Source organism: Bradyrhizobium sp. SUTN9-2 (genome assembly GCF_003122645.1).
GTDB lineage: Bacteria > Pseudomonadota > Alphaproteobacteria > Rhizobiales > Xanthobacteraceae > Bradyrhizobium > Bradyrhizobium yuanmingense.
Genome location: NZ_LAXE01000001.1, coordinates 5,313,308 through 5,339,009 on the forward strand (window position 1 = coordinate 5,313,308; position 25,702 = coordinate 5,339,009).

Annotated in this window: 27 protein-coding genes; 6 read left to right on the top strand and 21 right to left on the bottom strand. The window is 64.3% G+C overall.

The features are described from left to right. Positions 1-32: 32 nt before the first annotated feature. The 3 genes from XF30_RS24740 to XF30_RS24750 all read right to left on the bottom strand — a co-directional run bounded on the left by XF30_RS24740 (position 33) and on the right by XF30_RS24750 (position 2,886). On the bottom strand, positions 33-917 hold the full coding sequence (locus XF30_RS24740; RefSeq protein WP_109144110.1) for an amidohydrolase family protein: 885 nt from the start codon (positions 915-917) through the stop codon (positions 33-35). Between the two features lie 31 nt (positions 918-948). Then, positions 949-1,659: a TetR/AcrR family transcriptional regulator gene (locus XF30_RS24745; protein WP_036001304.1), complete on the bottom strand. Its 711-nt coding sequence runs from the start codon at positions 1,657-1,659 to the stop codon at positions 949-951. Positions 1,660-1,743: 84 nt separating this feature from the next. Further along, positions 1,744-2,886 (bottom strand): mechanosensitive ion channel family protein, encoded by a 1,143-nt coding sequence (locus XF30_RS24750; protein WP_109144111.1) that lies wholly within the window; start codon positions 2,884-2,886, stop codon positions 1,744-1,746. Between the two features lie 126 nt (positions 2,887-3,012). Here XF30_RS24750 and XF30_RS24755 point away from each other — a divergent pair, with 126 nt between their 5' ends. Next, a complete protein-coding gene (locus XF30_RS24755; RefSeq protein ID WP_109144112.1) occupies positions 3,013-4,263 on the top strand; it encodes a DUF763 domain-containing protein in 1,251 nt (416 codons plus the stop codon). A gap of 35 nt (positions 4,264-4,298) precedes the next feature. Here XF30_RS24755 and XF30_RS24760 read toward each other — a convergent pair whose 3' ends face one another. The 8 genes from XF30_RS24760 to XF30_RS24795 form a co-directional block, all read right to left on the bottom strand. After that, positions 4,299-4,541, bottom strand: a complete 243-nt coding sequence (locus XF30_RS24760) for a hypothetical protein (protein ID WP_036001316.1) — start codon at positions 4,539-4,541, stop codon at positions 4,299-4,301. 24 nt (positions 4,542-4,565) lie between these two features. After that, the gene (locus XF30_RS24765; protein ID WP_036001319.1) at positions 4,566-4,829 is read right to left on the bottom strand and encodes a hypothetical protein; all 264 of its coding nucleotides are present in this window, start codon (positions 4,827-4,829) and stop codon (positions 4,566-4,568) included. A 15-nt stretch (positions 4,830-4,844) separates the two neighbouring features. Then, entirely contained in the window at positions 4,845-5,072 is a 228-nt protein-coding gene (locus XF30_RS24770) for a hypothetical protein (RefSeq protein WP_036001323.1), read from the bottom strand. Position 5,073: 1 nt separating this feature from the next. Beyond that, positions 5,074-5,274, bottom strand: coding sequence for a hypothetical protein (locus XF30_RS24775; protein WP_036001325.1), 201 nt, complete (start codon positions 5,272-5,274; stop codon positions 5,074-5,076). Positions 5,275-5,288: 14 nt separating this feature from the next. After that, positions 5,289-5,474: a hypothetical protein gene (locus tag XF30_RS24780; protein WP_109145838.1), complete on the bottom strand. Its 186-nt coding sequence runs from the start codon at positions 5,472-5,474 to the stop codon at positions 5,289-5,291. Between the two features lie 147 nt (positions 5,475-5,621). Then, complete coding sequence (locus XF30_RS24785; RefSeq protein WP_109144113.1) at positions 5,622-6,893, bottom strand: cytochrome P450; 1,272 nt, start codon at positions 6,891-6,893, stop codon at positions 5,622-5,624. A 101-nt stretch (positions 6,894-6,994) separates the two neighbouring features. Then, positions 6,995-7,318 carry a hypothetical protein gene (locus XF30_RS24790; protein ID WP_036001330.1) on the bottom strand — a complete coding sequence of 108 codons (324 nt, stop codon included), beginning with the start codon at positions 7,316-7,318 and terminating at the stop codon, positions 6,995-6,997. Positions 7,319-7,508: 190 nt separating this feature from the next. After that, positions 7,509-8,282, bottom strand: a complete 774-nt coding sequence (locus XF30_RS24795) for a ferredoxin--NADP reductase (RefSeq protein ID WP_109144114.1) — start codon at positions 8,280-8,282, stop codon at positions 7,509-7,511. Between the two features lie 157 nt (positions 8,283-8,439). On the opposite strand from XF30_RS24795, the gene XF30_RS24800 reads away from it, so the two are divergent. The 3 genes from XF30_RS24800 (at position 8,440) to XF30_RS24810 (ending at position 11,530) form a co-directional block, all read left to right on the top strand. Further along, a complete protein-coding gene (locus XF30_RS24800; protein WP_109144115.1) occupies positions 8,440-9,636 on the top strand; it encodes an amidohydrolase family protein in 1,197 nt (398 codons plus the stop codon). A 108-nt stretch (positions 9,637-9,744) separates the two neighbouring features. Then, entirely contained in the window at positions 9,745-10,620 is an 876-nt protein-coding gene (locus XF30_RS24805; protein WP_192893241.1) for a hypothetical protein, read from the top strand. 208 nt (positions 10,621-10,828) lie between these two features. Beyond that, positions 10,829-11,530 (top strand): hypothetical protein, encoded by a 702-nt coding sequence (locus XF30_RS24810; RefSeq protein WP_109144116.1) that lies wholly within the window; start codon positions 10,829-10,831, stop codon positions 11,528-11,530. Between the two features lie 4 nt (positions 11,531-11,534). On the opposite strand, the gene XF30_RS24815 is transcribed toward XF30_RS24810, so the two are convergent. The 9 genes from XF30_RS24815 to XF30_RS24855 form a co-directional block, all read right to left on the bottom strand. Further along, positions 11,535-11,924 (bottom strand): hypothetical protein, encoded by a 390-nt coding sequence (locus XF30_RS24815; RefSeq protein WP_109144117.1) that lies wholly within the window; start codon positions 11,922-11,924, stop codon positions 11,535-11,537. A 163-nt stretch (positions 11,925-12,087) separates the two neighbouring features. Then, positions 12,088-12,543, bottom strand: coding sequence for a MarR family winged helix-turn-helix transcriptional regulator (locus XF30_RS24820; protein WP_036001344.1), 456 nt, complete (start codon positions 12,541-12,543; stop codon positions 12,088-12,090). A 24-nt stretch (positions 12,544-12,567) separates the two neighbouring features. Further along, positions 12,568-13,272: an ABC transporter ATP-binding protein gene (locus XF30_RS24825; protein WP_057028850.1), complete on the bottom strand. Its 705-nt coding sequence runs from the start codon at positions 13,270-13,272 to the stop codon at positions 12,568-12,570. Next, positions 13,269-14,060 (bottom strand): ABC transporter ATP-binding protein, encoded by a 792-nt coding sequence (locus XF30_RS24830; protein WP_109144118.1) that lies wholly within the window; start codon positions 14,058-14,060, stop codon positions 13,269-13,271. The genes XF30_RS24825 and XF30_RS24830 overlap by 4 nt, the downstream gene beginning before the upstream one ends. Beyond that, positions 14,057-15,946 (bottom strand): ABC transporter permease, encoded by a 1,890-nt coding sequence (locus XF30_RS24835; RefSeq protein ID WP_109144119.1) that lies wholly within the window; start codon positions 15,944-15,946, stop codon positions 14,057-14,059. Before XF30_RS24835 ends, XF30_RS24830 begins: the two co-directional genes overlap by 4 nt. Positions 15,947-16,096: 150 nt before the next feature. Beyond that, on the bottom strand, positions 16,097-17,299 hold the full coding sequence (locus XF30_RS24840; RefSeq protein WP_109144120.1) for an ABC transporter substrate-binding protein: 1,203 nt from the start codon (positions 17,297-17,299) through the stop codon (positions 16,097-16,099). A gap of 36 nt (positions 17,300-17,335) precedes the next feature. Beyond that, complete coding sequence (locus XF30_RS24845; protein WP_025035619.1) at positions 17,336-17,920, bottom strand: amino acid synthesis family protein; 585 nt, start codon at positions 17,918-17,920, stop codon at positions 17,336-17,338. Positions 17,921-17,935: 15 nt separating this feature from the next. Next, positions 17,936-18,832 (bottom strand): UPF0280 family protein, encoded by an 897-nt coding sequence (locus XF30_RS24850; protein WP_036001359.1) that lies wholly within the window; start codon positions 18,830-18,832, stop codon positions 17,936-17,938. Then, a complete protein-coding gene (locus XF30_RS24855) occupies positions 18,829-20,286 on the bottom strand; it encodes a 6-hydroxynicotinate reductase (protein WP_192893441.1) in 1,458 nt (485 codons plus the stop codon). Before XF30_RS24855 ends, XF30_RS24850 begins: the two co-directional genes overlap by 4 nt. 265 nt (positions 20,287-20,551) lie before the next feature. Between XF30_RS24855 and XF30_RS24860 the strand changes: the two genes are divergently transcribed. Next, positions 20,552-21,034 carry a (2Fe-2S)-binding protein gene (locus XF30_RS24860; RefSeq protein WP_109145839.1) on the top strand — a complete coding sequence of 161 codons (483 nt, stop codon included), beginning with the start codon at positions 20,552-20,554 and terminating at the stop codon, positions 21,032-21,034. Next, positions 21,034-24,558, top strand: coding sequence for a molybdopterin cofactor-binding domain-containing protein (locus XF30_RS24865; RefSeq protein WP_109144122.1), 3,525 nt, complete (start codon positions 21,034-21,036; stop codon positions 24,556-24,558). The genes XF30_RS24860 and XF30_RS24865 overlap by 1 nt, the downstream gene beginning before the upstream one ends. A 116-nt stretch (positions 24,559-24,674) precedes the next feature. Here the strand turns inward: XF30_RS24865 and XF30_RS24870 are convergent, their stop codons facing one another. Then, positions 24,675-25,640 (bottom strand): catechol 2,3-dioxygenase, encoded by a 966-nt coding sequence (locus XF30_RS24870; protein ID WP_109144123.1) that lies wholly within the window; start codon positions 25,638-25,640, stop codon positions 24,675-24,677. Positions 25,641-25,702: the final 62 nt, after the last annotated feature.

The following is a 25,702-nucleotide window of genomic DNA, read 5'->3' on the forward strand; positions in this document are numbered from 1 at the left end:
GTCCGCGCAGCGTGCCGGTCGCGATGACGTCGTCACGCCTCGAACCCGAACAGGCGCGCGGGATTGTCGACCAAAATCTTCGTCTGCACCGCCGGCTCCGGCGCGAACAGCGGAATCAGATCGACGAGATCGCCGTCATTCGGCATCACCTTGATGTTGGGATGCGGCCAGTCCGTACCCCAGATGACGCGATCCGGCGCGGTCTCGACGATCTTTCGCGCGAACGGCACCGCATCGGTGAACGGCGGACCGATAGAGGACACCCGCTCCGAGCCGCAGATCTTCACCCAGCACTTGTCATCGCGCTGCATCAGCTCGATCAGGATTCTGAACGGCAACTGGTCGAGCCCGTCTGCCGCCTTCACCCGGCCCATATGGTCGATGGTGTAGGTCAGGGGCAGCCTTGTCAGCATGTCGGCATATTCGGGCAGATCGATCGCATCGAAATGCAGATCGATGTGCCAGCCGAGCGGCGTGACCATCGCGACCATGCGGTCAAACACGCGCTTGTCGGGGACGCCGCCGAGATGGCGGACGAAATTGAAACGGCAGCCGCGAAAACCGCCCTCATGCAGCACGCGCAGGTCGCGCTCGGTGACGGCGCCATCGATGTTGGCGACCGCGCGGTAGGCGCCATTGCTCTCAGCGATCGCATCGAGCGCCACCCTGTTGTCGGTGCCGTGCACGCTGGCATTGACGATGACGGCGCGCTCCACGCCGAGCTTGGCATGCAGGATGCGAAAATCCTCCAGCGGCGCATCCGGCGGCGTGTAGGAACGCTCCGGCGCGTAAGGGTATTTCGCGCCGGGCCCGAAGATGTGGCAATGCGCGTCACACGACAGCTGCGGCAGCCTGAACTTCGGCGTGCGCGTGTTCGGATCGGGCGGTGGAATGGTCGGCGTGTACATCATCGTCATGAGGTGAACCGCCGAAGCGAGATTTCTTGTTTCACGCCTTGCCGGCGACGACCGGCCGCCGCCGCGCCGGCGCGGCCTCATCCAGCGCCGGCGCCTGGAAGGCGGCGACGGTGGCCTGCACCAATTGTTCGATGGCGCAAGCGGCATCGCTGCCGTCGGCCTCGCCGCGCGACAGGCGCGACACGCGCTCCGGCGTCACCAGCGAATAATAGAGTGCGCCGAGCAGGAAGTGACTGCGCCAGACGATGTCCGTGCGCGGAATGTGCGGCAGACTCTCGTGCACCGCGTCGATGAAGGCGTGGCTGGTGTCGTCGAAGGTCTGCGCGATGATCTTTCGCGCGACCTCGTTACCTTCCGCCGACATCACCGCGCGCAGCCGCGTGAAACGCGCCCCGCCGCCGGCGAGATCGCTGCCCGAGGTGAAGGCCGGCACCACATAGGCCCGAACGATCGCCTCCAGCCGGTCCTGGAGATCGCGCACGCGCTTTGCGGCCGCGAGCAGCTCGGAACGGCGCAGATTCATCGGCCCGCAATGACGCCGGTAGATCTCCAGCAGCAAACCGTCCTTGGTCTTGAAATGATAGGTCACGCTGCCCGGATTTGCCCCGGCAGCTTGCGCAATGTCGCGCACCGATACGGCATTGAAGCCGTTGGTGGCGAACAGCTCCTCCGCGGCGGCGAGGATCGCCTCGCGCATGTTCGGCTTGCGGGCCGCTTCCTTGCTGGTGGGCTTGCGTACCATGAGATTTGTACTATCGTACAAAAGATCAGGTCTCGTCAACAAGAACGTGGCAATGGCGGGACGGCGCAGGCGCGTAAGCGCCGTTCAGTGACTGGCGCTCGCCCGCATCTTCTCCGGCGGTGCGGGACGCAGTCCGAGATCGCCCTCTCCGTCTCCCGACGGGATCAGGATGGCGCGGTCGCGCGGCAGCGCCTCCGGCATCTCGTCGCGGATGAAGGCGATGAGCTTCTCCCTGATCTCGCAGCGCAGGTCCCACGACTGCGGTGCGTTCCTGGCACTGACCAGCGCCCGAAGCTCGATGGTGCGCGAATCGGCATCGATCACCTGGAGATTCACCACCTCCCCGTCCCACAGCTTCGACTGCTTCACCGCCTCCTCCAGCCAGCGTCGGATGCGCGGGACGTCGGCGCGATAGTCGACATGCAGCGCGACGACGCCGATGAGGGATGCGGTGTCGCGCGTCCAGTTCTGGAACGGCTTTTCGATGAAGTAGGACAGCGGCACCACCATGCGGCGCCAATCCCACAGCCGGATCACGACATAGGTCGAGGCGATGTCCTCGATCCAGCCCCATTCGTTCTCGATGATCACGGCATCCTCGATGCGGATCGGCTGTGTGATCGCGATCTGCAGGCCGGCGATCAGATTGCTCAGCAGCGGGCGCGCGGCAAGGCCGACGATGATGCCGGCAGCACCTGCGGAGGCGAACAGGCTGACTCCGTATTGCTTCACGGAGTCGAACGTCATCAGCGCGGCGGAGACCGTGATGATGACGATGATGGTGTCTGTGACGCGCTTGAACACGCGCACCTGCGTGACATGCTTGCGCGCGACGAAATTCTCGGTGACATCGCGAAAGTTCTGCAAGTAGCGCGCCGCGCTCATGTCGACGATCCGGATCGAGATCCAGCCGATCAGCGCGATGAAGGCCACGACGAACAGCCGCGTCAGGGGAGTGCGGATCGTATCGTCGAGCGGCGCCAGCGGGAGCACCATTGCGACGGCGGCAAGGCAAAGCGCCATTTGCGCGGGGCCTGCCGTGCGCTCGATGAACACACTCAAGAGCGGAAGCCGCGTTCCGAAAGCGCGGTTGAGCAGCCATGTGGCGACCCGGTAGGCGAGCAGGGCAAGAAGGATCGCGCCGGCAACCAGGGTGAGGCCGATGAACCATGACGGTATCCAGCCGAACATCCTGTCGATATCGGCCGTCAGAGCCTGCCAATCCATGGATCGTCCCCATCATTGCATTCACGCAACCCGCACAACGCATCCCGGCCGGCTTCGCTCCCCCGCCCCGTGCAATGCAGCATCCCGCAGGTGCAACCGTCGCTGAGCTGCGCTAGGCTTGTCGCCATGACTCGACGAACCGGCAGCGCCGATCTTCCTCTTCACACCGGGCGGGTTCCGCCCTGGCTGGCAAGTCGCATGTCCTCGCTCGGGGCGATCGTCACCCAGGCGATCGTGCATCATTACGGCCGCGACGCATTTCTACAGCGCCTGTCGCATCCATTCTGGTTCCAGTCGTTTGGCGCCGTGATGGGAATGGACTGGCACTCCTCCGGCATCACCACCTCCGTGATCGGCGCGCTGAAGCGCGGGCTCGGACCGCTCCAGGACGAGCTCGGGATTTACGTCTGTGGCGGTCGCGGTCAGCATTCGCGCAAGACGCCGGACGAGCTGTTGCAGCTCGGCGACCGCGTCGGATTCGACGGCGTCAAGCTGACCCGGGCCAGCCGTTTGGTCGCCAAGGTCGACAGCGCCGCGGTCCAGGACGGCTTTGACCTTTACCTGCACGGCTTCTTCGTCACCACTGAGGGTAAATGGACGGTGGTGCAGCAGGGCATGAACGGCGACAAGCGGCAGGCGCGGCGCTATCACTGGCACTCCGAGGCACTGAAGAGCTTTGTCGATACACCGCACAGCGCAATCGACGGGCCGCAGCAGGGGGAGATCGTCAATCTCACCGATCATCGCGCCGATCTGTCTCGGACGGCACAGCTCGAGCTGCTCTCCGACCTCGGCCCGGATCGCATCGTCTCCGAATTCGAGCGGCTCGCGGGGACCCCGTCCACGCCGGCGCAAGGCATGCTGCCGCATCTGATCATGCCTGCGCATCATGATGTGCGGCCGAAGGACGTGTTCGCGCGCCGCCTGCACGGCACGCTCGCCGCCGCAGCCGAACGCGGCCCGGCGGATTTTCCGGAGCTGCTGCTGACGCCGGGCGTCGGCGCGCGCACGGTGCGCTCGCTCGCGATGGTTGCCGAGGTCGTGCACGGCGCGCCCTATCGCTTCACCGACCCCGCCCGTTTCTCGCTCGCCCATGGCGGCAAGGACCGGCATCCCTACCCCGTTCCGATCAAGGCCTATGACGAGACCATCCGGGTGCTGAAGGGCGCGATCCGAAACGCGAAGCTCGGACGCGACGAGGAGATGCAGGCGATCAAACGCCTCGACGACCAGGCACGGCGGTTGGAGAGGACCGCGCGCGGCCCCTCAGTCGATGCTTTCATCGCCGGCGAGCGTGCGGCCTCACCGGAGCTCGATGGCCGTTCGGTGTTCGGCTGGGAGCGTGACCTTGCGCCCACAAAAAAGCGGACCGGCTGAACACCGGTCCGCAAGTCGGCGGAAGGAACGTCCTCTCAGGTCTCGTCGGCCTCCGGCTTCTCATCGAGCCGGTTTGCTGCGTGGTCCTGATATTGTTCGGTCTGGATGGACTTGCCGTCCATGCCACGAATGTCCGAATGCTGTTTCTTGTCGCGGTTGGACAGGACCATGTTGTCGCCGATCATCTCCTTCGGCACGTCGGTCAATGCGCCGGTGCCGTCGCCCTTGCCATGCATGCCCGATCTGAAGTGCGTCTTGCTGCCATGCCCACCAGGCATCAGTCTCTCCTCTCTTCGGATGATTTAGTGCTTCTGTTGTGCCGTCGTCGGTTTGGGCGGCTTGTGGCCGCTCTGGCCGGGATCGTTGTGCTTGTTGTGATCGCTCTCCTGGTTGAGACCGCCGCGGCTCACTGGAAACTCGCTGTGACGAGCTTCGGGGTTCGCACGATGGACGCGCGTGTCTTGCGGGTTATGACCGGCGGCCTGCTCGAGTTCTCGCGCATCCGGAACATCTGGCTTCCGCTCGAGGATGCGCACTTGCTGTTCGTGAGTCTTCTTGCCCTGCATTGTGGGCCTCCAATCTTACCGGCCTCTTCGGGGCGAACCGCTCCGCGCGACATCCTTGTCGATACCGCCACCGGCGTTCACGTCGTTTTCGACGTCGCCTTCGATCGTGTTCTCGCCCAAGACGTCCTCGAGGTCGTCAGGCGAAACGCCTGCCCTGTTCACGCCCTTGGATCCGCCGATCAGGGGGTTGTCATGCAGGTCCTTCTCGGTCGGCGCGTACAGCTTGGGTTGCTTGTTGGCCATGTCACCTGCCTCCGCCCTTTCCGGCCTCGTCGTGCGTGTGATGGGAATCGCGCTCGCCACCGCCGCCGGAAACCCGGCTGTGGCTGCGCTGCGGATCGTCCGCCGGCGGCTTCTTCACCTGAAGCGGTGCCTTCGCGTTCTCATGCGAGGCGCCGGGTCCGCCCTGTCGAATGCTGTTCGGTGTCTTCGTGGATGTCGACATGAATGTCGTCCTCCTCAGCGATCTTGCTGATAGCCTTGGTTGGTCGTGTTCTGCTTGATGTTGCCCTGCTGTCCCTGCTGATCTGGATTCTGTACACGCTCCTGACCGCGCGGCATCTGATCGGCGGACATCTGCTTGCGATCGCCGGTTCCCTTGCGGCTCTGATTGTCCGGTGGAACAGGTGGCATCTTGCTGGCCATGATCTGGTCTCCCGTTAAGACGTCGATCTGCGACATGCGCCCCAAGGAACTCCCCTCCGCGTCATGTCGGGATGACAACAGCACGAACGGCACACCGTTCCTGGCCGATCACAACAGGCAAAGATTTTCCGAAGGGCGCCGCCAACGTCAGTTTGCCGCGGTGAGGGAACGATCGCCCCTCGTTCCGCTGCGTGCAGTCGCCTCTGTTCCGCGGCCCTCTGCCGTGACAGGAAGCTTCGCGATCGCGCGCAAGCCCGGCCGCTTGCGCCAGCGGATTTCAGCGGCATCGACGGCAAGACTCAATTTCGGCCAACGCACGAACAGCGCCTCCAGCGCGCAGGCCGCCTCGATGCGCGCGAGCTGATGGCCGAGGCAGAAGTGGATTCCCGTGCCGAATGAGATATGGCGGTTCGGCTTGCGTTCGAGATCGAGGGTCTCGGGACGATCATGTACCGCGGGATCCATGTTCGCAGCGGCGAGCATCACCATGACGCGATCGCCCTTCTTCAGGCGCACGCCCTCGACCTCGACATCGCGCCGCACGTAGCGTGGCTTGGAGAATTGCACGGGCGAGACGAAGCGCAGAAACTCCTCGACCGCGAGCCCGACGCGGCTCCAATCCTGTTCCAGCCAGTCGCGCAGCTCGGGATTCCTGAGCAGCTCGTAGATGGAACCGCTGATGAGATGGGTGGTGGTTTCCGATCCCGCCCCGAGCAACAGAAACACCATCGAGACCATTTCATCCGGCGTGATCTGGCCGCCTTCGCGCTCGACCTGAATCAGCTCGGCAATCAGGCCCTCGCCGCCCTGGACACGCGCGATCTGCAACTGCTGCTCGAGGTAGGCGCGCATCTTGCGCACCGCGAACAGCAGGCGGAAGAAGCTGACGACATTCGTCAGCGAGGATATCGCGTTGGCCCAGGCGATGAACTTTGGACGATCTGCGAGCGGCAGGCCGAGCAGCTCCGAGATCACCGCGAGCGGCAGGATGCGCGCATAGCGCTGGACCAGATCGGCCGGGGATCCTTGCGCGAACAGCTCGTCGGCCAGACCGTCAGCGATGGCCCGGATGCGCGGCTCCATCGCAACGATCGCGCGGCGGCGAAACGCTTCGTCGACGATGCTGCGCAGCCGCGTGTGATCCGGCTCGTCCATCGTCAGCATGTTGTTGGCGATGGTCCTGACGAATCTCGGCATCCACCAGCGCAAGCCCGCGATGTCGCCATCCTCCTTGCGCAACGTGAAGGTCGCGCCGTCCTTCAGAACCTGCGCCGTGGCGTCATGGGTCGTGGTGATCCAGACATCGCCGACGATGGGAAACGGCGTCGCGACCACGGGTGCGGACATGCGCAATTTCGCGATCGCCTTGGGCGGATCGCGAAAGAAGGCCTCGCTGGTGAAATCGAGGCGCGCTGTCATGTGATCACCGGAACGATTGGTGGCGTATCACCGAGATGGTGCGCGGCGCGGCCGGCGCAAGGGTGCGTCTGCTCGTCGGCCGCGGGCGTGGCGAGCCGCGGCTATCCGCGCCCGGAGGAGCGCTGGCCGCTCTTGCGCTGCTGTTGGGTGTAGGCGTCCCAATGGCTCCAGCTGCCATTGCTGAGGCTCTGCAGGTCGGTTGCGAGTGGACGGCGCGTCCGTTTGTCGTGATCGGCGATGGCGCGCTCCGACTGTGCGATCTTGCGCTTGAGTTCCGCGATCGTCTTCTGCGTCTGGCCGTTGCGCTTCGAGGTGGCGATCTCGCCCATCGTGAAGCGCGCGGTCTCCAGCGCCTTCAGCTCGGCGCGGTTCTTCTTCAACTGAACCCGGTGCCAGGCGATGTTGCTGTCGCTGTCCGCAACCATGTGGGAACTCCGCTGATTCGGTCCCACATAGTATCGTGCGCCGAATCGGCGCCGCAACGCCCCGGCGGTGGCGAAAATGCGATCTTCTCGCGCAGAAATTCCGGATCTGGAGCCCCGCAACGGGGCCCTTGATTCTTATTTGGGCGGGTCTTCTTGACGCGAACCGGTATCCACTTCGCTCGAAAACGCTTCAGCGCTCGGCGAAGGCCTTCTCGACCACGAACTGGGCAGGCTCGCCGTGATTGCCCTCGACGAAGCCGCGCTCACCCAGGAGGACACGGGTGTCCGCCACCAGGGCCGGGCTGCCGCAGATCATGACGCGGTCATGGGCGGCTTCCAGCACCGGCAGGCCGATATCGGCGAACAGCTTGCCTGAGGTGATGAGATCGGTGATGCGGCCGCGATTGCGGAAGGGATCGCGCGTCACGGTCGGATAGTAAATCAGCTGGTTCTGGATGTACTCGCCGAGCAGCTCGTCCTTCGGCAGATGCTCGGTGATCATCTCGCCATAGGCGAGCTCCTTGACGTGCCGACAGCCGTGCAGCAGCACCACCTTCTCGAACCGCTCGTAGGTCTCGGGATCCTTGATCACGCTCAGGAACGGCGCAAGACCCGTGCCGGTGCCGATCAGGTAGAGGTTACGTCCCTCTTCCAGATTGTCGATCACCAGTGTGCCGGTGGCCTTGCGGCTGACGATGATCTCGTCGCCTTCCTTCAGATGTTGGAGGCGCGAGGTCAGCGGTCCGTCCGGCACCTTGATCGAGAAGAATTCCAGCGTGTCCTCGTAATTGGCGCTGGCGACGCTGTAGGCCCGCAGCAGCGGCTTCTCGCCGACCCTGAGCCCGATCATGGTGAATTCGCCGTTGCGGAAGCGGAAGGTCGGGCTGCGGGTGGTCTTGAAGGAGAACAGCGTATCGGTCCAGTGGTGGACGCTCAAAACGCTTTCTTGATTGAAATTGCTCATCTCACCTTCCCTGTCGCGTCGATTGCGGTTCCGAGGCCGGCAGCTATGCGTCGTTTGTACACGATCATTCGTATACTAATGAATAATCCGGCTTGATCCCGCGGTCAAGGCTGCCCAAGATCGGAAGCGTTGCAGTTAGGAATAAGGAGCCCCTTCCATGGCGCATGACGCACCCCAGGCCACCGGACCCTCGAAGCTGGTGATCCGCAATATCGGCCTGATCCTGTCCGGCGCTTTGGAAAAGCCGATCCTGGACGGCGACACCATCGTCGCCGAGAACGGCAAGATCAGCGCGATCGGCCGCTTCAAGGAGGTCAATACCGAAGGCGCCACCACCATCGTCGACGCCAACGGCACCACGGTGGCGCCGGGCCTGATCGACAGCCACGTCCACCCTGTCGCCGGCGACTGGACGCCGCGGCAGAACCAGATCAACTGGATCGACAGCTATCTGCACGGCGGCGTCACCACCATGATCTCCGCCGGCGAGGTGCACATGCCTGGCCGACCCCGCGACGTCGTCGGCCTCAAGGCCATGGCCGTGTTCGCCCAGCGCGCATTCTGGACCTTGCGTCCTGGCGGGGTGAAGGTTCACGCCGGCGCACCGGTGATCGAATGCGAGATGGTGGAAGAGGACTTCAAGGAGATGGCGGCCAACGGCGTCAAGCTGCTCGGCGAGGTCGGCCTCGGCGGCGTCAAGGACGGCCCGACCGCGCGGAAGATGGTCGGCTGGGCGCGCAAATACGGTATCCAGAGCACCATCCACACCGGCGGCCCGTCGATCCCCGGCTCCGGCCTGATCGACAAGGACGTGGTGCTTGAGGCCGACACCGACGTGGTCGGCCACATCAACGGCGGCCACACTGCTCTGCCCGACGACCAGATCCGCTGCATCTGCGAGGGCTGCAAGCGCGGCCTCGAGCTCGTGCACAACGGCAATGAGCGCTCGGCCCTGTTCACGCTGCGCACCGCGCGCGAGATGGGCGACCTGCACCGCGTCATCCTCGGCACCGACGCACCCGCCGGCTCCGGCGTGCAGCCGCTCGGCATTCTGCGCATGGTCTCGATGCTGTCCTCGCTCGGCGACCTCCCGGCCGAGATCGCATTCTGCCTTGCCACCGGCAACACCGCGCGGATGCGTCAGCTCGATTGCGGCCTGATTGAGGTCGGCCGCTCCGCCGACTTCGTCATCATGGACAAGGCCCAGCACTCGCCTGGCAAGAGCATCCTGGAGAGCGTCCAGCTCGGTGACCTCCCCGGCATCGGGATGACCATCATCGACGGCATCGTCCGCACCCAGCGCAGCCGCAACACGCCGCCGGCCGGCAAGGTGCCGGAGGTGGTGGCGAAGTGATGGCAGACGTGCCGAAGCAGAAATTGGCAGTTGAAAGCTACTATCCACCTAGAATTTCAATCTCTCTCCAAGTATCATGGAGAGAGCATTCCTCACGCGAGCCCGTCGATGAATCCAGTTATCCAGGCACAACTCCGAGAGTTCGCCAAAGCCAACTCCATCACGACGGAACCGCAAGAGAAGCAATTTGAGATCTACTCGATATTCTCGGTGCTCAATGGCCTACTAGGCGAAACCATCGACTCTTATGACGTCCACCTCGACGGCGACGAGTTCGGCGTCGATGGAATCGCGGTAGTTGTCCAAGGGGAACTGGTTCTCAACAAACAAGAAGCCGAAGAAAAACTAGAGGCAGTCAACAATCCCTCCATCGAGTTTATTTTCTTTCAGGCAAAGACCAGCACAAGCTTTGACTATGGCGACATCTCGAAATTCTTCGACTCAGTGGCAGGCTTCTTTGATGGCGACTTGAAAGGAGAGAGCGATGCCGTGGACGACCTCATCGGGGCAATGGAAGCGATTTATGAAAGAGGCGTGGGAAAACGCAATCCCAAGATCAGTTGTTATTATGTGACGACGGGAAATTACGAGGAACCGTCTCGAATTGAGAAGTTGAAGTCTAGCTTTGTAGTCGATCTAGAAGAGAAAAATATCTTCGATGTAAGCACCATAGTCGTCAAGATGGTGGGAGCTCGTGAACTTCAACAATGGTATCGCGCAGCCACAAGGTCAGTCGAGGTCGAGATAGAATTTCCTCGCAATGTTGTTATGCCGAGCAACCAACACGTCGAGGAAGCATATATTGGATACCTTGACGCAAAGAATCTCCTTAGTTTGTACACCGTTAGAGATGCGGATGGGGAAGTTGTCGGCGTAAATCGCGCTGTGTTCTTCGACAACATCCGTGACTACGATCCCAAATCAAAGATAAACATTGCCATCAAGGAAGGCGTTCGCGGCGAGGGCGGGGCTGAGTTCGTATGACCATCATCGACGGCATTGTCCGCACCCAGCGCAGCCGCAACACGCCGCCGGCCGGCAAGGTGCCGGAGGTGGTGGCGAAGTGATGCAGCTGGAGCGGCCCGCCGCTCCGCATTGTCCCTCGAAGGCATTGAACAAGTCGCAAGCCTGTTGCGTCTAACGCAGGCAGCCCTCGGCGGCGGCAATTCATTGTTCGACCATCGAGGCAGACATGAAGGACCCATCACGGATAGCCGTGGGCGTCGCTGGCGCGGTGGCGGGCTATATCGCGATCTTTGTGCTGTTTTCTCTGCTCGATGTCGGCAACCGTGCGGACCCGATCACATCGGGTCTGCTGGGACTGTTCGTCTACTCGCCCACCGGTGCAATCGCCGGTGCGGTCCTCGCCAATTGGCTCGTGACGCGTTCAGGCAAAAATGCAGGGCAGGACGCAGGCGTCGGCGGCGTCGCGCGGAACAGCTTGAAGTCGCTCGGCATCGTCGCCCTGCTCTGCACCGCCGGCATCGGCGCCTACATTGCGTACGCATACGCGACCGCAACGCCCTGGCTCAACCGCAACGGCGCCAATCCCCTGCTCGTGTTCGAGGTCCGCTTTCCGGCGGGAGTAACGGTGCCGACATCGGCGCAGGACATCACCATCGAACTGCAAACCGACATCAACACCATGCCGGGCGAAGTCAGTCCGGCCGCGTTCTATCGCGATGGTGACCAGGCGGTTATCGCCGGCGAAGTCGAGCTGGCGTTTCGAACCTCGCACCGGCAGCTCGCCATCACCATCCAGGGCCAGCCGAGCCGGATCTATCCGATCGATTTGACGGCCCGGGCGCCGCATACGCCGGAATTCGGAACGTGGCGGCGGCTTGGTGACGGCAGCGAAATCCGCTACCGCGCCAAATGGCCGGGAAAGACGTAAGAGATCAGCGCTTCTTCGCAATCTCACAGCGCACATAGGTCTGGCGCTTGGCCCGCCCAACCGGACCGTTGTCCATCACCAGCCTGCCATCCGCAGCGACAGAGACGCGAGGATTGGAGCGAAATTTTTCGCCCTCGCCTTCGCAGGCCAGCTTCATTTTCCAGCCGAGCCTTCCGTCGGCCGTGATCTGGCTGGCGCGGCACCGCGTCTCATACCAGTACAGGCGATTGCCGCCCTCGATGCTCATGCGGTTGGGACTGTCGTCGTCGCGACAGTCCTTTTTGGTCGAGGCCCAGAAGCCTTCGTAAGGCTGCGCCGCCAAGGCGGGAGTGCTTTCGCCGACGAGCACGGCAGCAAAACTCAAGACAGCCGCAAAGCGCGTCGCAACTCTCATGACCAAAAACCTCGATAAACCCTTCATCAAGGTTAGTCGCCAGTTCCGGCACCTTGTTCAACTGCCGTAGGGTGGTCAAACGGCGCGAAGTGCCGTGCCCACGATTTTTGCGACTCGAGAAAGGATGGCGGGCACGCTTCGCTTTGCCCGCCCTACGAAACCTTCACCTGAGCTTGTTCAGCAGCATCATCAGCGTCTCGCGCTCTTTCGCCTCGAGCGGCGCCAGCGTCTCGCGGGTGATCGCCAGCGCGTTCGGCGCCAGCTTTTCGGCAAGCTGCTGTCCGGCGCGGGTCAGGCTCACCAGCAGGCGGCGGCCGTCCTCGGGATCCTGGCTCGTCTCGGTGAGGCCGCGCGCGGTGAGACGATCGATCACGCCCTTGATGGTCGCGACGTCCATCGCCGTCAGGCGCCCGAGCTGATTCTGCGAGCACGGCCCGGTCTCGGCCAGTTTCGACAGCGCCGCCCATTGCGTCGGCGTCAGATTAGTGCCGATGTCGCGGGCGAAGATCGAGCTGTGGCGCTGCCAGACCTGGCGCAGGATGAAGCCGACCTGTTCGTCGAGCACGTAAGGCGGTTTCGCCGGTTTGACACTTTTCTTTGCCGCAACGCTTCTCGCCATCCGTTCGCAGCCCTTCCCCTTGCCTCACAACGACAGATGCGCGTCGCGGATATCCGGGCGCGCGTCGAGCTCGGCCATGGTGCCGCCGAAGCAGATGCGGCCGCGCTCGATGATGTAGGCGCGATCCGAAATCAACCGCGCGAAATGCAGATTTTGCTCGGAGACGACGATGCTGACGCCTTCCTTCTTCATGGTCAGGATGGCATCAACCATCTGCTCCACGATCTTCGGCGACAGGCCCTCCGACGGCTCGTCCAGCAGCACCAGCGAGGGATTGCCCATCAGCGTGCGCGCAATGGTGAGCATCTGCTGCTCGCCGCCGCTCATTCGTCCGCCCGGGCGGTTCTTCATCTCGCCGAGGTTAGGAAACAGCGCGAACAGCTTTTCGCGCGTCCAGTGCGGCGCGTTCGGACGCTTCGGCTGGCGGCCGACTTCGAGGTTTTCCTCGACGGTCAGGTCCGTGAAGATGCGACGCTCCTCCGGCACGTAGCCGAGGCCCTCGCGCACGATCTCGTGCGTCGGTTTCGTCGAGACGTCCTTGCCCTCGAACGTGATGCGGCCGGAGCGCTGCGCGACGAGGCCGACGATCGAGCGGAACGTGGTCGACTTGCCGGCGCCGTTGCGTCCCAGCAGTGCCACCACCTCGCCCTCGCCGACCTCGAAGCCGATGTCGAACAGGATATGCGCCGGACCATAATGGCTGTTGAGGTCCTGCACCGTGAGCTTCATGTGGAGGCTCCCTCGCGGTGGCGGGAATCGTAGACCAGGCCCTCGCCGAGATAGACCGCCTGCACCTGGGGATTGCCGCGCACTTCCGCCGGCGAGCCCTCCGCGATCAACGTCCCGCGGTTGAGCACGAGGATGCGGTCGGCATGCTCGAACACCACGTCCATGTCGTGCTCGGTGAAGAGCACGCCGATGGATTTTTCCCGGGCAATGCGCGCGGTCAGCCGCATCAATTCGACGCGCTCGCGCGGTGCCATTCCGGCCGTCGGCTCGTCCATCAGCAGCAGTTTGGGCTGGTTGGCGAGCGCAACCGCAAGCTCGAGCCGCTTGAGATCGCCATAGGCAAGCTCGCCGCAGGGCCGGTCCGCATAGCCGCCCATGCCGACCAGCTCGAGCAGGCGGCCGGCCTCGTCGCGGTCGAACTTCGGCGCCGAGCCGAACAGATTGAACAGCTGCTTGCCGTGCGAGATCAGCGCGACCTGCACGTTCTCGCGCACGGTCATGGTGGCAAAGGTCGCGGTGATCTGGAATGTGCGGCCGACGCCGAGCCGCCAGACCTCACGCGGCTTCCGGCCGGTGATCTCCTCGCCGAGCAGGCGGACGTGGCCGCTATCAGGCATGTTCTGGCCGTTGAGCATGTCGAAGCAGGTGCTCTTTCCCGCGCCGTTCGGTCCGATCAGCGCCAGGATCTCGCCGGCCCGCAGCGAGAACGAGACGCCGCGCACGGCATGGATGCCACCATAGGATTTGGTCAGGCCTTCGACCGCGAGAAGTGGAGGTGCGACGCTCATTCGGCAGACTCGATCGGCTTGGCGAGCAAAGTTGATCCCGGCGGCGATGCTTTCTTGCGGCGCTGCGCCAGCATCTCCAGCGTGCCGACGATGCCCTTGGGGAAGACGACGACGATTAGCATGATGAAGCCGCCAAGCACGAGCTTCGACAGATCGGTCTGGCTCACCAGCCAGATGTTCAAAGCCTTGTAGACGATGGCGCCGATCACCGCGCCCGAGACCGTCTCGACGCCGCCGAGCAGCACCATGACGAGCGCGTCGACCGAGAGCGAAATGCCGAGATTGTCGGGGAACACGCTGCCCTTGAGGTAGGCGAACAAGGCACCGCCGATGCCGGCGGTCGTGCCGGCGATCACGAAGGCGGTCCACTGGATCCGCTTGGCATCGATGCCGATGGCTTCGCTGCGCAGAACCGAGTCGCGCGTGGCACGAAGCGCGTAGCCGAACGGCGAGAACACCATGGCCCGCAGCGCGACAGTCACCAGCGCCGCGACGCCGAGCGAAAGCCAATAGAAGCGCGACGGACTTGCCACCCAGCTCGATGGCCAGAGGCCGAGAATGCCGTTGTCGCCGCCGGTCACGTCCACCCACTGGAACGCGATCGACCAGACGATCTGCGCGAAGGCGAGCGTCAGCATCGCGAAATAGACGCCGGAGAGCTGCACCGCGAAGAAGCCGAACACGGCCGCGCCCATGCAGCCGAGCAGCGGCCCGAGCAGCAAGCAGACGATCATCGGCAGTCCCGCCATCTTGGCGAGGAAGGCGATGCCATAGGCGCCCAGGCCAAAATAGGCGGCGTGCCCGAACGATGCGAGGCCGCCGACCGACATCAGGAAGTGCAGGCTGACGGCGAAGATCACGAAGATCGCGATCTCCGAGCCCACGGTCAGCAGATAGTTGCCGGCGAACAGCGGCAGCATCGCTGCGACGATCAGCGCCGCAAGCGCCATCAGCCGCTCGTTCGACGTCAGCGGCCGCCAGGGATTGACGGTGAGACCCGGCGTCTTGCGCGCGGCCGCCTCCGGCTTGCCGAACAGGCCCCAGGGACGCACGATCAGCACCACGGCCATCACCAGGAATACAAGGATGATGGAGATCTTCGGGAAGATCAGGATGCCGAAGGCATTCAGCTCGGAGACCAGCACCGCCGCGACGAAAGCGCCGACGATGCTGCCGAGGCCACCGATCACCACCACGACGAAGACTTCGACGATGATGCGCAGGTCCATGGCGTGGTGCACGGCATCGCGCGGGATCTGGAGCGCGCCGCCGAGCGCTGCCAGGAAGACACCGACAGCGAACACCGACGTGAACAGCCACTTTTGGTTGACGCCGAGCGCGGCCACCATGTCGCGATCCTGCGTCGCCGCGCGCACCAAGACGCCCCAGCGCGTGCGCTGGAACAGCAGCCAGAGAATGCCGAGCACGACGGGACCGAGCACGATCAGGAACAGGTCGTAGCTCGGAATGTTCTGGCCGAAGAAATCGATCGCGCCCCTGAAGCCCGGCGCGCGGCGGCCGACGAGATCGTCGGGCCCCCAGATCAGCACGACGAGATCCTCGACCATCAAGGTCAGGCCGAAGGTCGCGAGCAGCTGGAACAGCTCGGGCGCATGATAGATGCGCCGGAGCAGCACCATCTCGACGATGACGCCGATCAGCGCCACCGCGAACGCGGCCAGGACGATGCCGCCCCAGAAGCCGAACGCGCCGGACAAGCGCTCGGTCAGCGTGAAGGCGATGTAGGCGCCGATCATGTAGAAGGCGCCATGCGCGAAATTCACGATCCGGGTCACGCCGAAAATGATCGACAGGCCCGAGGCCACCAGAAACAGCGACGCTGCGCTGGCGAGACCGGTCAGAAACTGTACGACGTAAAAGGCCATCGGCGGTCCGGGTTGGTTAGGTCTCGGTGCTGGTCTTCATCCTTCGAGACGGCGCTCCGCGCCTCCTCAGGATGAGGTCCGGGACCCTCATGGTGAGGAGCGCGGCGACGCCGCGCGTCTCGAACCATGAAGGCCCCGGTCTCTGTTGTATCAATCCTTCGGACGCAACTTCGCGACTTCGGCATCGCTGGGCAGATAGTCCGCGCCCTTCTTGTAGGACGAGTCCACCATCACGCCCTTGCCGTCCTTCAGCGCGGTCTTGCCGACGAACGCCCCCAGCGTCGACTGGTGGTCGATCTTGCGGAAGGTAATCTCGCCGAACGGCGATGGCATCGTAAGCCCCTCCGCCGCGGCAATCAGCTTCTCCGGATCGGTCGATCCAGCCTTCGTCAGGATCGCGGCGGCCGACTTGATGGTCTGGTAGCCGACGATCGAGCCGAGACGCGGATAATCGTTGTACTTGGCCTGGTACGCCTTCAGGAACGCATCATGCTCTGGCGTCTTGATCGAGTACCAGGGATAGCCGGTGACGATCCAGCCCTCCGGCGTCTCGTCCTTGAGCGGGTCGAGATATTCGGGCTCGCCGGTGAGGAAGGAGACGACCTCGCGCCCCTTGAACAGGCCGCGGGTGTTGCCTTCGCGCACGAGTTTGACGAGATCCGCGCCGAACGTGACGTTGAGGATCGCTTCCGGGTTGGCGGCGGCAACCGCCTGCACCACCGGGCCGGCGTCGATCTTGCCCTGCGGCGGCCATTGCTCGTCGACCCACTGGACGTCGGGGCGCTTCTCCGACATCAGCTTCTTGAACACCGCGACCGCCGACTGGCCGTATTCGTAGTTCGGCGCGATCGTCGCCCAGCGTTTGGCGGGCAGCTTGCTCGCGGCTTCCACCAGCATCGCCGCCTGCATGTAGTTGGAGGGACGCAGGCGGAACGTGTACTTGTTGCCCTTGGACCAGGTGATGGCGTCGGTGAGCGGCTCGGCCGCGAGGAAGAACACCTTCTTCTGGTTGGCGAAGTCAGAGACCGCAAGACCGATGTTCGACAGGAACGTGCCGGCGAGCATCGCGACGCCCTCGCTCGACACCAGCTCGTTGGCCGCGGTCTGCGCATCCGCCGGCTTGCCGCCGTCGTCCTTGGAGATAACGACGAGCTTCTTGCCGTTGATGCCGCCGGCCGCGTTGACTTCCTCGACCGCAAGCTGCCAGCCCTTGCGATAGGGCTCGGTGAATGCCGGCAGCAGCGAATAGCTGTTGATCTCGCCGATCTTGATATCCTGCGCCAGGGCCGAATGGGCCATGCCGCCCGCCAGAAGCGCGAAGGCCGCGCCGACGATAGTATTTCTTGCTCGCATCCCAACCTCCAGTTTGAACTCGCCTACGACTTCTATCTATCTCAGACCGTCTTCGCCCTTGATCTCCGCAACCGTCAGCCCGCCGACGCGCGGCAGCGGACGGCCGCTGTCGGTGACGGCGACCGCGACCATGATCTCGTTGGCGCGCGGCGCATCGTTGATCTGTACCTCCATCCCGTCGAAATGGCTGCGGACGAAGGCTGCGTCCTTGTGCCCCAGCGGAATGTCCAGGGTCGTGCCGGGGCCGCTGCGCTTCTTCGAGGACGGGATCAGCGCCGCGCCCTTGCCCAGAACTTTACGCACCGGCGCGCCCATCTTGGGGTGGAGGATTGCGGCGGCATGCTCCAGCTCGCCGTTCTCGCCGACGGCCGCGGCCTTGCCGTAGCTGTGCGCCTTGGCACCATCGATGCCGAGCGCCGCCACCGCGCGCTTCGACAGGAGCTCGCCCAGCTCCTCGCCGATCGCGATCAGCGGCGAAAGATCCTCGACATATTTTCCGGCGAAAGGATTTTCGATCACGGCGATCGCGGCGGCACGCCGGGTCGGCGGCGACACCTGGCGTCCCATCTCCATCTGCGTCTCTTCGACGACGGTGACGATCTTGCGGATGATCGCGCTCATGTTTCGCTTCCCTGTTCAGGCATGGACCGCGTTCTCCAGCACACGCGGGCGCGATCGTTGCTCTTCTATATCCTTTGTTCCGATGACAAGCATATCACCACAAAGCCGCAGCACGGCACCTTCGATCAGTCCGCGATCGAACAATTGCCGTGCACATTCCGCGCCAGATTCAAGCGCGGCTGCGATCTCATCGTGAGACAGCTCGCCGACACCGCGCGTCACAAGGCGTGCGCCCAGATCGCTGTCGGGCTGAAGCTCGTTCGCAGGCTGCCGGATGATTGCGGGATGCCCGGGCAGATCGACGGCATTGGCGATCACGGTCGCGGCCGCATCGGCCTGCGAAGCGGTTGCGGCCAGCACGGTCACGGCATCGGCGATCCCGAGCGAAAAGCTGCGGCCGTGCCGACCGCTGGTCGCGACGCCCCGCACCGGATCGTTCGCATCGATCCGCATCCTCCGCATCACGCCGTCGTGGTCGGGACGATCCATCAGGCCGACCGAAAAATGCTCGCCCACACCGAGATGCAGCGCGATGTCGCCGCCATTGTTGACGTAAATCCGATCGAGCGGTGCAGCGCGCAGCATCGCGGCCAGAATCTCCTCCGCGACGCTGCCGGCAACGGCCGCCATCGGCGTGATGAAGCAATCGGCGGCATAAGGCGCGACGGCAGCGTGCATGCGGCGGGCGACAACGCCCTTCAGCGAGGTCTTCTCCTCGACCGCCGTACGCAGCCCTGGCAATTCCGCGCAAAGCTCGTCGAGCAATCCAGTGAACCGCAGCGCCGCAGCCTCATAGGCGACCCGCACCGCATCCGTACGTCCCCTCGCCTCCACGATCAGATCGATCGGTCCATCCTGCAAATGCAGCCGCCGGCCATCAGACAGCAATGCGATTTGCGGGCGCCTGGTCATGTGCGAGGCCCCGGAATCGGGTTCTGCCAGGGCAATTGGCGGACATCGTCGCCGCTCTGCACCTCGGAGAGCGGCTTCACATAATCCATGTGGCCACCGAGCGCGGCATAGTCGGACAGCTTCATGGTGAATTCGATCGGCGCGACCAGGGCCGGTGTCGGCACATAGCCGAACGCGCCTGACGGCATCTGCGTCACGTCGACCATGTAGGTGATGCCGCCGCCGGGCCAGACATAGACCGGCGCGCCGCCGCTGGTGACGCGCGTCAGCGCATCCTTCACCGAGCGCGTCAGCCGCACCGGGTTGTCGGTGACGCCAGCGCGCAAGGAGCCGCCCGCGCCCGCCATGAACAGCACCGTGCACAGCGCGGGCTCGCAATTCTCCTGGATGCGCTCGACCGAGAACTTCAAGTCGTCAGGCATCTCGGTCTCGACCGGCTTCAAGGCCTCATCGAGCACGTAATAGGACGAATGCTCTCCGGTGGTGGAGACCATCAGCATGGTCAGACCGGGCTTTGCTTCCTTGGCATCGAACGGGCCAAGGATCGACAGGGGATCTGAGATGTTGGTGCCGCCCCAGCCCGTGCCTGGATCGGCCACCTGGAAATAGCGGCCGGGCGTCGAGCGACGGCCCTTCATCTTGATGCCGGTGTCGGCGATGTCGAGCAGCTTGCCCGCTTGATGCTCGCTGAGCACGCCGGTGATGTGGTCATCGACCACGACGACTTCGTCCACCTTGCCGTGCCATTGCTTGGCGAACATGCCGATCGTCGCCGAGCCGCAGCCGACGCGCATGCGCTCTTCCTTCACGCCGTTGACGATCGGCGGCTGCCCGGCCTGCACCACCACGGTGGCGCCGCCATCGATGGTGAGCTCGACCGCCTTGCAATTGGCGAGGTCCATCAGCGTGTCGCAGGTAACGCGGCCCTCCTTCTTGGAGCCGCCGGTGAGATGATGCACGCCGCCGAGCGAGAGCATCTGCGAGCCGTATTCGCTGGTCGTGACGTGGCCGACCGCCTCGCCCTGCGCGCGCACGGTCGCGGTCTCCGGGCCGAGATAGCGGTCGGTGTCGATCTTCACCTTGATGCCGCAATAGGAGAAGATGCCCTCGGTGACGACCGTCACCATGTCGACGCCGTCGACCTCCGCAGAGACGATGAACGGCGCCGGCTTGTAGTCGGGATAGGTCGTGCCTGCCCCGATCGCCGTCACGAAAGTCGAGGGCTCATGGACGATCTTGCCGTCCCAGTCCTCGGTGCGGCTGAACGGGACGAGCTTGCCGCCATGAGAGACGGTGCGCTCCAGGATGACGTGCGGATCGACGCGGACGAGCTTGCCGTCGTGATTGGCATAGCGATCGCAGGCCCCCGCTGCGCCGGGCTTGATGTAGCACATCACCGGACAAGCATCGCAGCGAATCTTGTCGATGACGGCGCTCGTCGTTTCTGTCACCATGTCGGAGCCGGCGGACACCGCTGTTATCATTCGTATACGAACGATGTTGCGCGCGCTGCCCCGGGGCTGTCAAGCGGCGGTGCAGCGCAAAAGATGCCACTGCCGCATAAAACCTCATTTGCCTATCCGCCCTGTCTACAAAGAAGGCAACCGCGCTGCAGTGCGGCATGCACGGCTTGCACGTTTGTGTACAAACGGTATCGTCGCGGCGTCCGATTTTCGCGATTGCATGATCTTGTATATCGTCTTGGGCTTGGGAACGAGGATGACGCAGACACCGATCCGCCTCACCGTGAACGGCAGGATCCACGAGGTCACGGCAGCGCCGGACACGCCGCTGCTTTATGTGCTGCGCAACGACCTCGCGCTGAACGGCCCGAAATACGGCTGCGGCCTCGGCGAATGCGGCACCTGTACTGTCCTGATCGACGGACTGGCGGCACGCTCCTGCGCGATTCCGGTGAGCGGCTGCGCCGGGCGCGACATCGTGACGCTCGAAGGCCTCGGCACAAGCGACAAGCCCGACGTCGTGCAGCAGGCCTTCATCGACGAGCAGGCCGCACAATGCGGCTATTGTCTCAACGGCATGATCATGACCACCAAGGCGTTGCTCGCGATCAACCCGCGGCCGACCGAGCAGGAGGCGCTGGCGGCACTGCGCTACAATCTCTGCCGCTGCGGCACGCATGTCGAGATCCTTCGGGCGGTGATGCGCGCATCGGGCCAGCTCACCGAGGCCGCAAATTGATGGCGTCCTTTGTTACGAACGGAGCTGAGCGTGCGGGTTCGCTCATCGTCGCGCGCAGCGTGGACGAGGTCACATCGGAAACCTTCGTCCGCATCACCGCGGACGGTTCGGTCACGGCCTATAACGGCCATGTCGATCTCGGCACCGGCATCCGCACTGCGCTGGGCCAGATCGTCGCCGAAGAGCTCGACGTTTCTTTTGCCCGCGTCATCGTCGTGCTCGGCGACACGGCATTGGTGCCGAACCAGGGCGCGACGATCGCGAGCGAAACCATCCAGATCACGGCCGTGCCGCTGCGGAAGGCTGCGGCGCAAGCCCGGCACTTTCTGATCGCGCGCGCGGCGGAACGCCTGGACTTGCCCGAAGCCGAGCTCAAGATCGAGGACGGACTCGTTCGCGGCCACGACAATCGCAGCGTCAGCTATGGCGAGCTCATCGGCGACGAAGCGATCCGCCTCGAGCTCGCCGATGACGTCGAGCTCAAGCCTGTCGGCGATTACGCGATCGTCGGCCAGTCGGTGCCGCGCGTCGATTTACCTGCTAAAGCCACGGGCGAGCTGACTTTCGTGCACGACGTCCGAGTATCAGGAATGGTGCATGGCCGCGTGGTGCGGCCGCCCTATGCTGGCGTCGATGCCGGACCGTTCGTCGGCACCAGCCTCATTGCGGTCGACGAATCCTCCGTGCGCGACATTCCCGGCCTTGTCGCCGTCGTGCGGATCGGCGATTTCGTCGGCGTCGTCGCCGAGCGCGAGGAGAATGCGATCCGTGCGGCAGAGCAGCTCAAGGTGAGCTGGAAGCCGACGCCGACGCTGACCGATCTTGGCGATGTCGAGACCGCCCTGCGTGCCAATCCATCGACGCCGCGCACGCTGATCGACAAGGGCGAGGTCGACAAGGCGATATCAGCCGCGGCCAAGCCGATGCAGCGCACTTACCTCTGGCCGTATCAGATGCACGCCTCGATCGGCCCCTCCTGCGCCGTCGCCGACTTTCAGGACTGCAACATCCGCGTCTGGTCGGGCACGCAGAACCCGCATGTGCTGCGCAACGACCTCGCGTTGCTGGTTGAGCGTCCCGAGAGCGAGATCGAGGTGATCCGGCTGGAGGCGGCCGGCTGCTACGGCCGCAACTGCGCCGACGACGTCACCGCCGATGCGCTGCTGCTGTCGCGCGCCGTCGGCCGTCCGGTCCGCGTGCAGCTGACGCGTGAGCAGGAGCATGCCTGGGAGCCCAAAGGCACGGCACAACTCATCGACGTCAATGGCGGCCTCGACGCTGACGGCGGCATTGCTGCTTACGACCTCGCCACGCGCTACCCCTCGAACGCCGCTCCGACGCTGGCGCTGCTGCTGACCGGTCGCATCTCCCCCGAGCCCACCGTGCTCCAGATGGGCGACCGCACCGCGATCCCGCCCTATGATTACGAGCACATGCGCGTCGTCGCCCACGACACGCCGCCGATCGTGCGGGCCTCCTGGTTCCGCGGCGTCTCGGCATTGCCGAACACCTTTGCGCATGAATCCTATATCGACGAGGCTGCGGCCGAAGCCGCCGTCGATCCGATCGAATATCGCCTGCGCTATCTGAAAGACCCGCGCGCGATCGATCTGGTCAATGCGGTGGCCGAGCGCGCGGGCTGGACGCCGCGGCCGGTCCGAGAGGAGAAGGACGGCGAGGTCGTGCACGGGCGCGGCTTTGCATATGCGCTCTACGTCCACAGCAAGTTTCCGGGTTACGGCGCGGCGTGGTCGGCCTGGGTTGCCGACGTCGCGGTGAACAAGACGACCGGCGACGTCAGCGTGACGCGCGTCGTCGCGGGGCAGGATTCCGGGTTGATGATTAACCCGGACGGCGTGCGCCACCAGATCCAGGGCAACGTCATCCAATCCACCAGCCGCGCGCTGATGGAAGAGGTGTCGTTCGAGCGCGGCACGGTGGCCGCGCGCGAATGGGGCGCCTATCCCATCATCCCCTTCCCCGACGTACCCAAGATCGACGTCTTGATGCTGCCGCGGCAGGACCAGCCGCCGCTCGGCGTCGGCGAGTCTGCTTCGGTGCCGAGCGCAGCGGCGATCGCGAACGCCATCTTCGATGCCACCGGCGTGCGCTTCCGCGAGCCGCCGTTCACGCCCGAGCGAATCCTCAAGGGTCTGCGTGGCGATGCGGCGGTGACGCCGCAGGCTCTGCCCGCACCGGCGGCATCGCGGCCGTCGCGGGTCTGGGCGAATCCGTTCGCCAGGCGCGCCGGTTTCGCTGCAGCGATCGCAGCCGTCTGCACCGCTGCCATCGGCATCGGTGCGGCGCTCCTTCCAGGTCGCGCGATTGCGCCGATCGCACGGCCCGACGCGTCGGTCTATTCCGCGGCGACCATCACCCGCGGCGAGCAGCTTGCAGCGCTTGGCAATTGCGCGGAGTGCCATACCAGCATTGGCGGCGCGCCCAACGCCGGCGGCCGCGCATTGGAGACGCCATTCGGCACGATCTATTCGACCAACATCACGCCCGACGTCGAGACTGGTATCGGTGCCTGGTCCTATCCGGCCTTCGAGCGCGCCATGCGCGATGGCTTGCATCGCGACGGACGGCAGCTCTATCCCGCTTTTCCCTACACGCATTTTGCAAAGACCAGCGACGCGGACATGCAGGCGCTCTATGCGTATCTGATCGCGCAGCCTTCAGTGCGTGCGACGGCACCGCCGAACGAACTCGCCTTCCCTTACAATCTCCGCTCGTTGCTCGCGGGCTGGAATGCGCTGTTCCACGACACGAAGGAGTTCAAGCCTGATCCCGCCAAGTCCGATCAATGGAATCGCGGCGCCTATCTGGTCGAAGGTCTCGGCCATTGCAGCGGCTGTCATTCGCCGCGCAACGCGCTCGGCGCCGAGCAACGCAACGCTTATCTCGCCGGCGGCTTTGCCGAGGGCTGGGAAGCGCCGGCGCTGACCTCGCTCTCGCACGCGCCGATTCCGTGGAGCGAGGAGGAGCTCTACGCCTATTTGCGCACCGGCCATTCGCGTTACCACGGTGTCGCGGCCGGCCCGATGGCGCCTGTCGTCAGGGATCTCAAAGCCCTGCCCGACCAGGACATCCGCGCGATGGCGGTCTATCTGAACTCCTTCAACGACACGGCCGATACACCAGCGCCGGATGCGCTCGCCGCCAAGCTCGAGAGCGCAACGCAAGTGACCGTCGCCTCCTCCGCGGGCGCCCGCCTCTATCAAGGCGCCTGCGCCGTGTGCCACGAGGTCGGCGGCCTGCCGCTGTTCGGCACGCGGCCCTCGCTCGCGCTCAACAGCAACGTTCACAGCACGAAGGCGGATAATCTCGTGCAGGTGATCCTGCACGGCATTGCAGACCCAGTCTCCAGCGATCTCGGCTACATGCCCGCGTTCAGGAATAGCATGAGCGATGCACAGGTCGAGGAGCTCGTGACGTTTTTGCGCAAGCAGTTCGCGCCGGACAAGCCGGCCTGGACCGGCGTGCGCGAGACGATCTCGCGGGTGCGAAGTTCGACCCACTAACGTCATTCCGGGGCCCGAGCATAGCGAGGGAGCCCGGAATCCATAGCCACCAGCCGGGGTTATGGATTCCGGGCTCGCCGCTTTGCGTCGCCCCGGAATGACACTGCGTGAATACGCTAGTCGTGCTTCACCTCCACCGGCGGCGTGCCGTGGGTGTGGAAGGACTCGATCGTCTTCAATCCCCAGGCCTGGCCCTTCTTGCGCTCCTCCTCGGTCCACACGATCGGCTTCCAGTCGGGCGCGAGAATGAGGCGCGCGCCGGCATTGGCGACTTCGACGCGGTTGCCGCCGGGCTCGTAGACATAGAGGAAGAAGGTCTGCTGGATCGCGTGCTTGTGCGGGCCGGTCTCGATGTGCACGCCGTTCTCTAGAAAAATGTCCGCGGCGCGCAGAATCTCCTCGCGGCTGTCGAGCGCGTAGGTGACGTGGTGGAAGCGGCCCGGCACGCCCGAATGATCGAGCGAATAGGCAAAGTCGTAGCTCTTGTTCGACATCGTCAGCCACATCGCCGCCTCACGGCCGTCGTTGAGCACGATCTGCTCGGTGAGGCGGCAGCCGAGGTAATTCTCGAAGAACTCGCGGTTGGCCTTGATATCGACGGCGAGGCAATTGAGATGATCGAGCCGGCGGACGTTGACGCCGCGCCCCGGAAAGCGCTGCGCCTGGTTCTTTAGTGCGGGCTTGAGCTCCGGCGGCGCCTGATACCATTCGGTCTCGTAATAGAGCTCGACGATGTGGCCATCGGGGTCGCGGCAGCGGAAGGTCGGCCCCTGCCCCATGTCGCCGTCGATCCAGCCGATGTCGAAGCCGGATCCCTTCAGCGCGGCGACGCGCCGCTCCAGCGCCTGCTGGCTGCGCGCACGGAGCGCCATGTGGCCCATGCCCGAGGTCTTCGACGCCGTGAGCTTGAGCGAATAGCGCTCGTAATCGTCCCAGCCGCGCAAATAGACCGACTCGCCCTTCTGTCCGCTGACGGTCATGCCCATGACATCGACGAAGAACTTCAGGCTCTCGTCGGGCTTCGGCGTCAGCAGCTCCATGTGGCCGAGGTGGGCAAGGTCGAGGATCGGTTCGGGCTGCATGTTTTCCTCCTGGATCGGACGCGGGGCTTTCGGCGCGGCACCTCATTTGTACTAATGTACAA

Excerpts from the sequence above, each read along its gene's own strand:
- XF30_RS24835 (WP_109144119.1), bottom strand. The coding sequence starts at position 15,946 with ATGGCCTTTTACGTCGTACAGTTTCTGACCGGTCTCGCCAGCGCAGCG.
- XF30_RS24765 (WP_036001319.1), bottom strand. The coding sequence starts at position 4,829 with ATGCAGGGCAAGAAGACTCACGAACAGCAAGTGCGCATCCTCGAGCGG.
- XF30_RS24810 (WP_109144116.1), top strand. The coding sequence starts at position 10,829 with ATGAAGGACCCATCACGGATAGCCGTGGGCGTCGCTGGCGCGGTGGCG.
- XF30_RS24860 (WP_109145839.1), top strand. The coding sequence starts at position 20,552 with ATGACGCAGACACCGATCCGCCTCACCGTGAACGGCAGGATCCACGAG.
- XF30_RS24815 (WP_109144117.1), bottom strand. The coding sequence starts at position 11,924 with ATGAGAGTTGCGACGCGCTTTGCGGCTGTCTTGAGTTTTGCTGCCGTG.
- XF30_RS24830 (WP_109144118.1), bottom strand. The coding sequence starts at position 14,060 with ATGAGCGTCGCACCTCCACTTCTCGCGGTCGAAGGCCTGACCAAATCC.
- XF30_RS24845 (WP_025035619.1), bottom strand. The coding sequence starts at position 17,920 with ATGAGCGCGATCATCCGCAAGATCGTCACCGTCGTCGAAGAGACGCAG.
- XF30_RS24825 (WP_057028850.1), bottom strand. The coding sequence starts at position 13,272 with ATGAAGCTCACGGTGCAGGACCTCAACAGCCATTATGGTCCGGCGCAT.
- XF30_RS24785 (WP_109144113.1), bottom strand. The coding sequence starts at position 6,893 with ATGACAGCGCGCCTCGATTTCACCAGCGAGGCCTTCTTTCGCGATCCG.
- XF30_RS24750 (WP_109144111.1), bottom strand. The coding sequence starts at position 2,886 with ATGGATTGGCAGGCTCTGACGGCCGATATCGACAGGATGTTCGGCTGG.
- XF30_RS24865 (WP_109144122.1), top strand. The coding sequence starts at position 21,034 with ATGGCGTCCTTTGTTACGAACGGAGCTGAGCGTGCGGGTTCGCTCATC.
- XF30_RS24795 (WP_109144114.1), bottom strand. The coding sequence starts at position 8,282 with ATGAGCAATTTCAATCAAGAAAGCGTTTTGAGCGTCCACCACTGGACC.
- XF30_RS24760 (WP_036001316.1), bottom strand. The coding sequence starts at position 4,541 with ATGCCTGGTGGGCATGGCAGCAAGACGCACTTCAGATCGGGCATGCAT.
- XF30_RS24755 (WP_109144112.1), top strand. The coding sequence starts at position 3,013 with ATGACTCGACGAACCGGCAGCGCCGATCTTCCTCTTCACACCGGGCGG.
- XF30_RS24780 (WP_109145838.1), bottom strand. The coding sequence starts at position 5,474 with ATGGCCAGCAAGATGCCACCTGTTCCACCGGACAATCAGAGCCGCAAG.
- XF30_RS24775 (WP_036001325.1), bottom strand. The coding sequence starts at position 5,274 with ATGTCGACATCCACGAAGACACCGAACAGCATTCGACAGGGCGGACCC.
- XF30_RS24870 (WP_109144123.1), bottom strand. The coding sequence starts at position 25,640 with ATGCAGCCCGAACCGATCCTCGACCTTGCCCACCTCGGCCACATGGAG.
- XF30_RS24855 (WP_192893441.1), bottom strand. The coding sequence starts at position 20,286 with ATGGTGACAGAAACGACGAGCGCCGTCATCGACAAGATTCGCTGCGAT.
- XF30_RS24790 (WP_036001330.1), bottom strand. The coding sequence starts at position 7,318 with ATGGTTGCGGACAGCGACAGCAACATCGCCTGGCACCGGGTTCAGTTG.
- XF30_RS24770 (WP_036001323.1), bottom strand. The coding sequence starts at position 5,072 with ATGGCCAACAAGCAACCCAAGCTGTACGCGCCGACCGAGAAGGACCTG.
- XF30_RS24740 (WP_109144110.1), bottom strand. The coding sequence starts at position 917 with ATGACGATGATGTACACGCCGACCATTCCACCGCCCGATCCGAACACG.
- XF30_RS24820 (WP_036001344.1), bottom strand. The coding sequence starts at position 12,543 with ATGGCGAGAAGCGTTGCGGCAAAGAAAAGTGTCAAACCGGCGAAACCG.
- XF30_RS24800 (WP_109144115.1), top strand. The coding sequence starts at position 8,440 with ATGGCGCATGACGCACCCCAGGCCACCGGACCCTCGAAGCTGGTGATC.
- XF30_RS24850 (WP_036001359.1), bottom strand. The coding sequence starts at position 18,832 with ATGACCAGGCGCCCGCAAATCGCATTGCTGTCTGATGGCCGGCGGCTG.
- XF30_RS24745 (WP_036001304.1), bottom strand. The coding sequence starts at position 1,659 with ATGGTACGCAAGCCCACCAGCAAGGAAGCGGCCCGCAAGCCGAACATG.
- XF30_RS24805 (WP_192893241.1), top strand. The coding sequence starts at position 9,745 with ATGAATCCAGTTATCCAGGCACAACTCCGAGAGTTCGCCAAAGCCAAC.
- XF30_RS24840 (WP_109144120.1), bottom strand. The coding sequence starts at position 17,299 with ATGCGAGCAAGAAATACTATCGTCGGCGCGGCCTTCGCGCTTCTGGCG.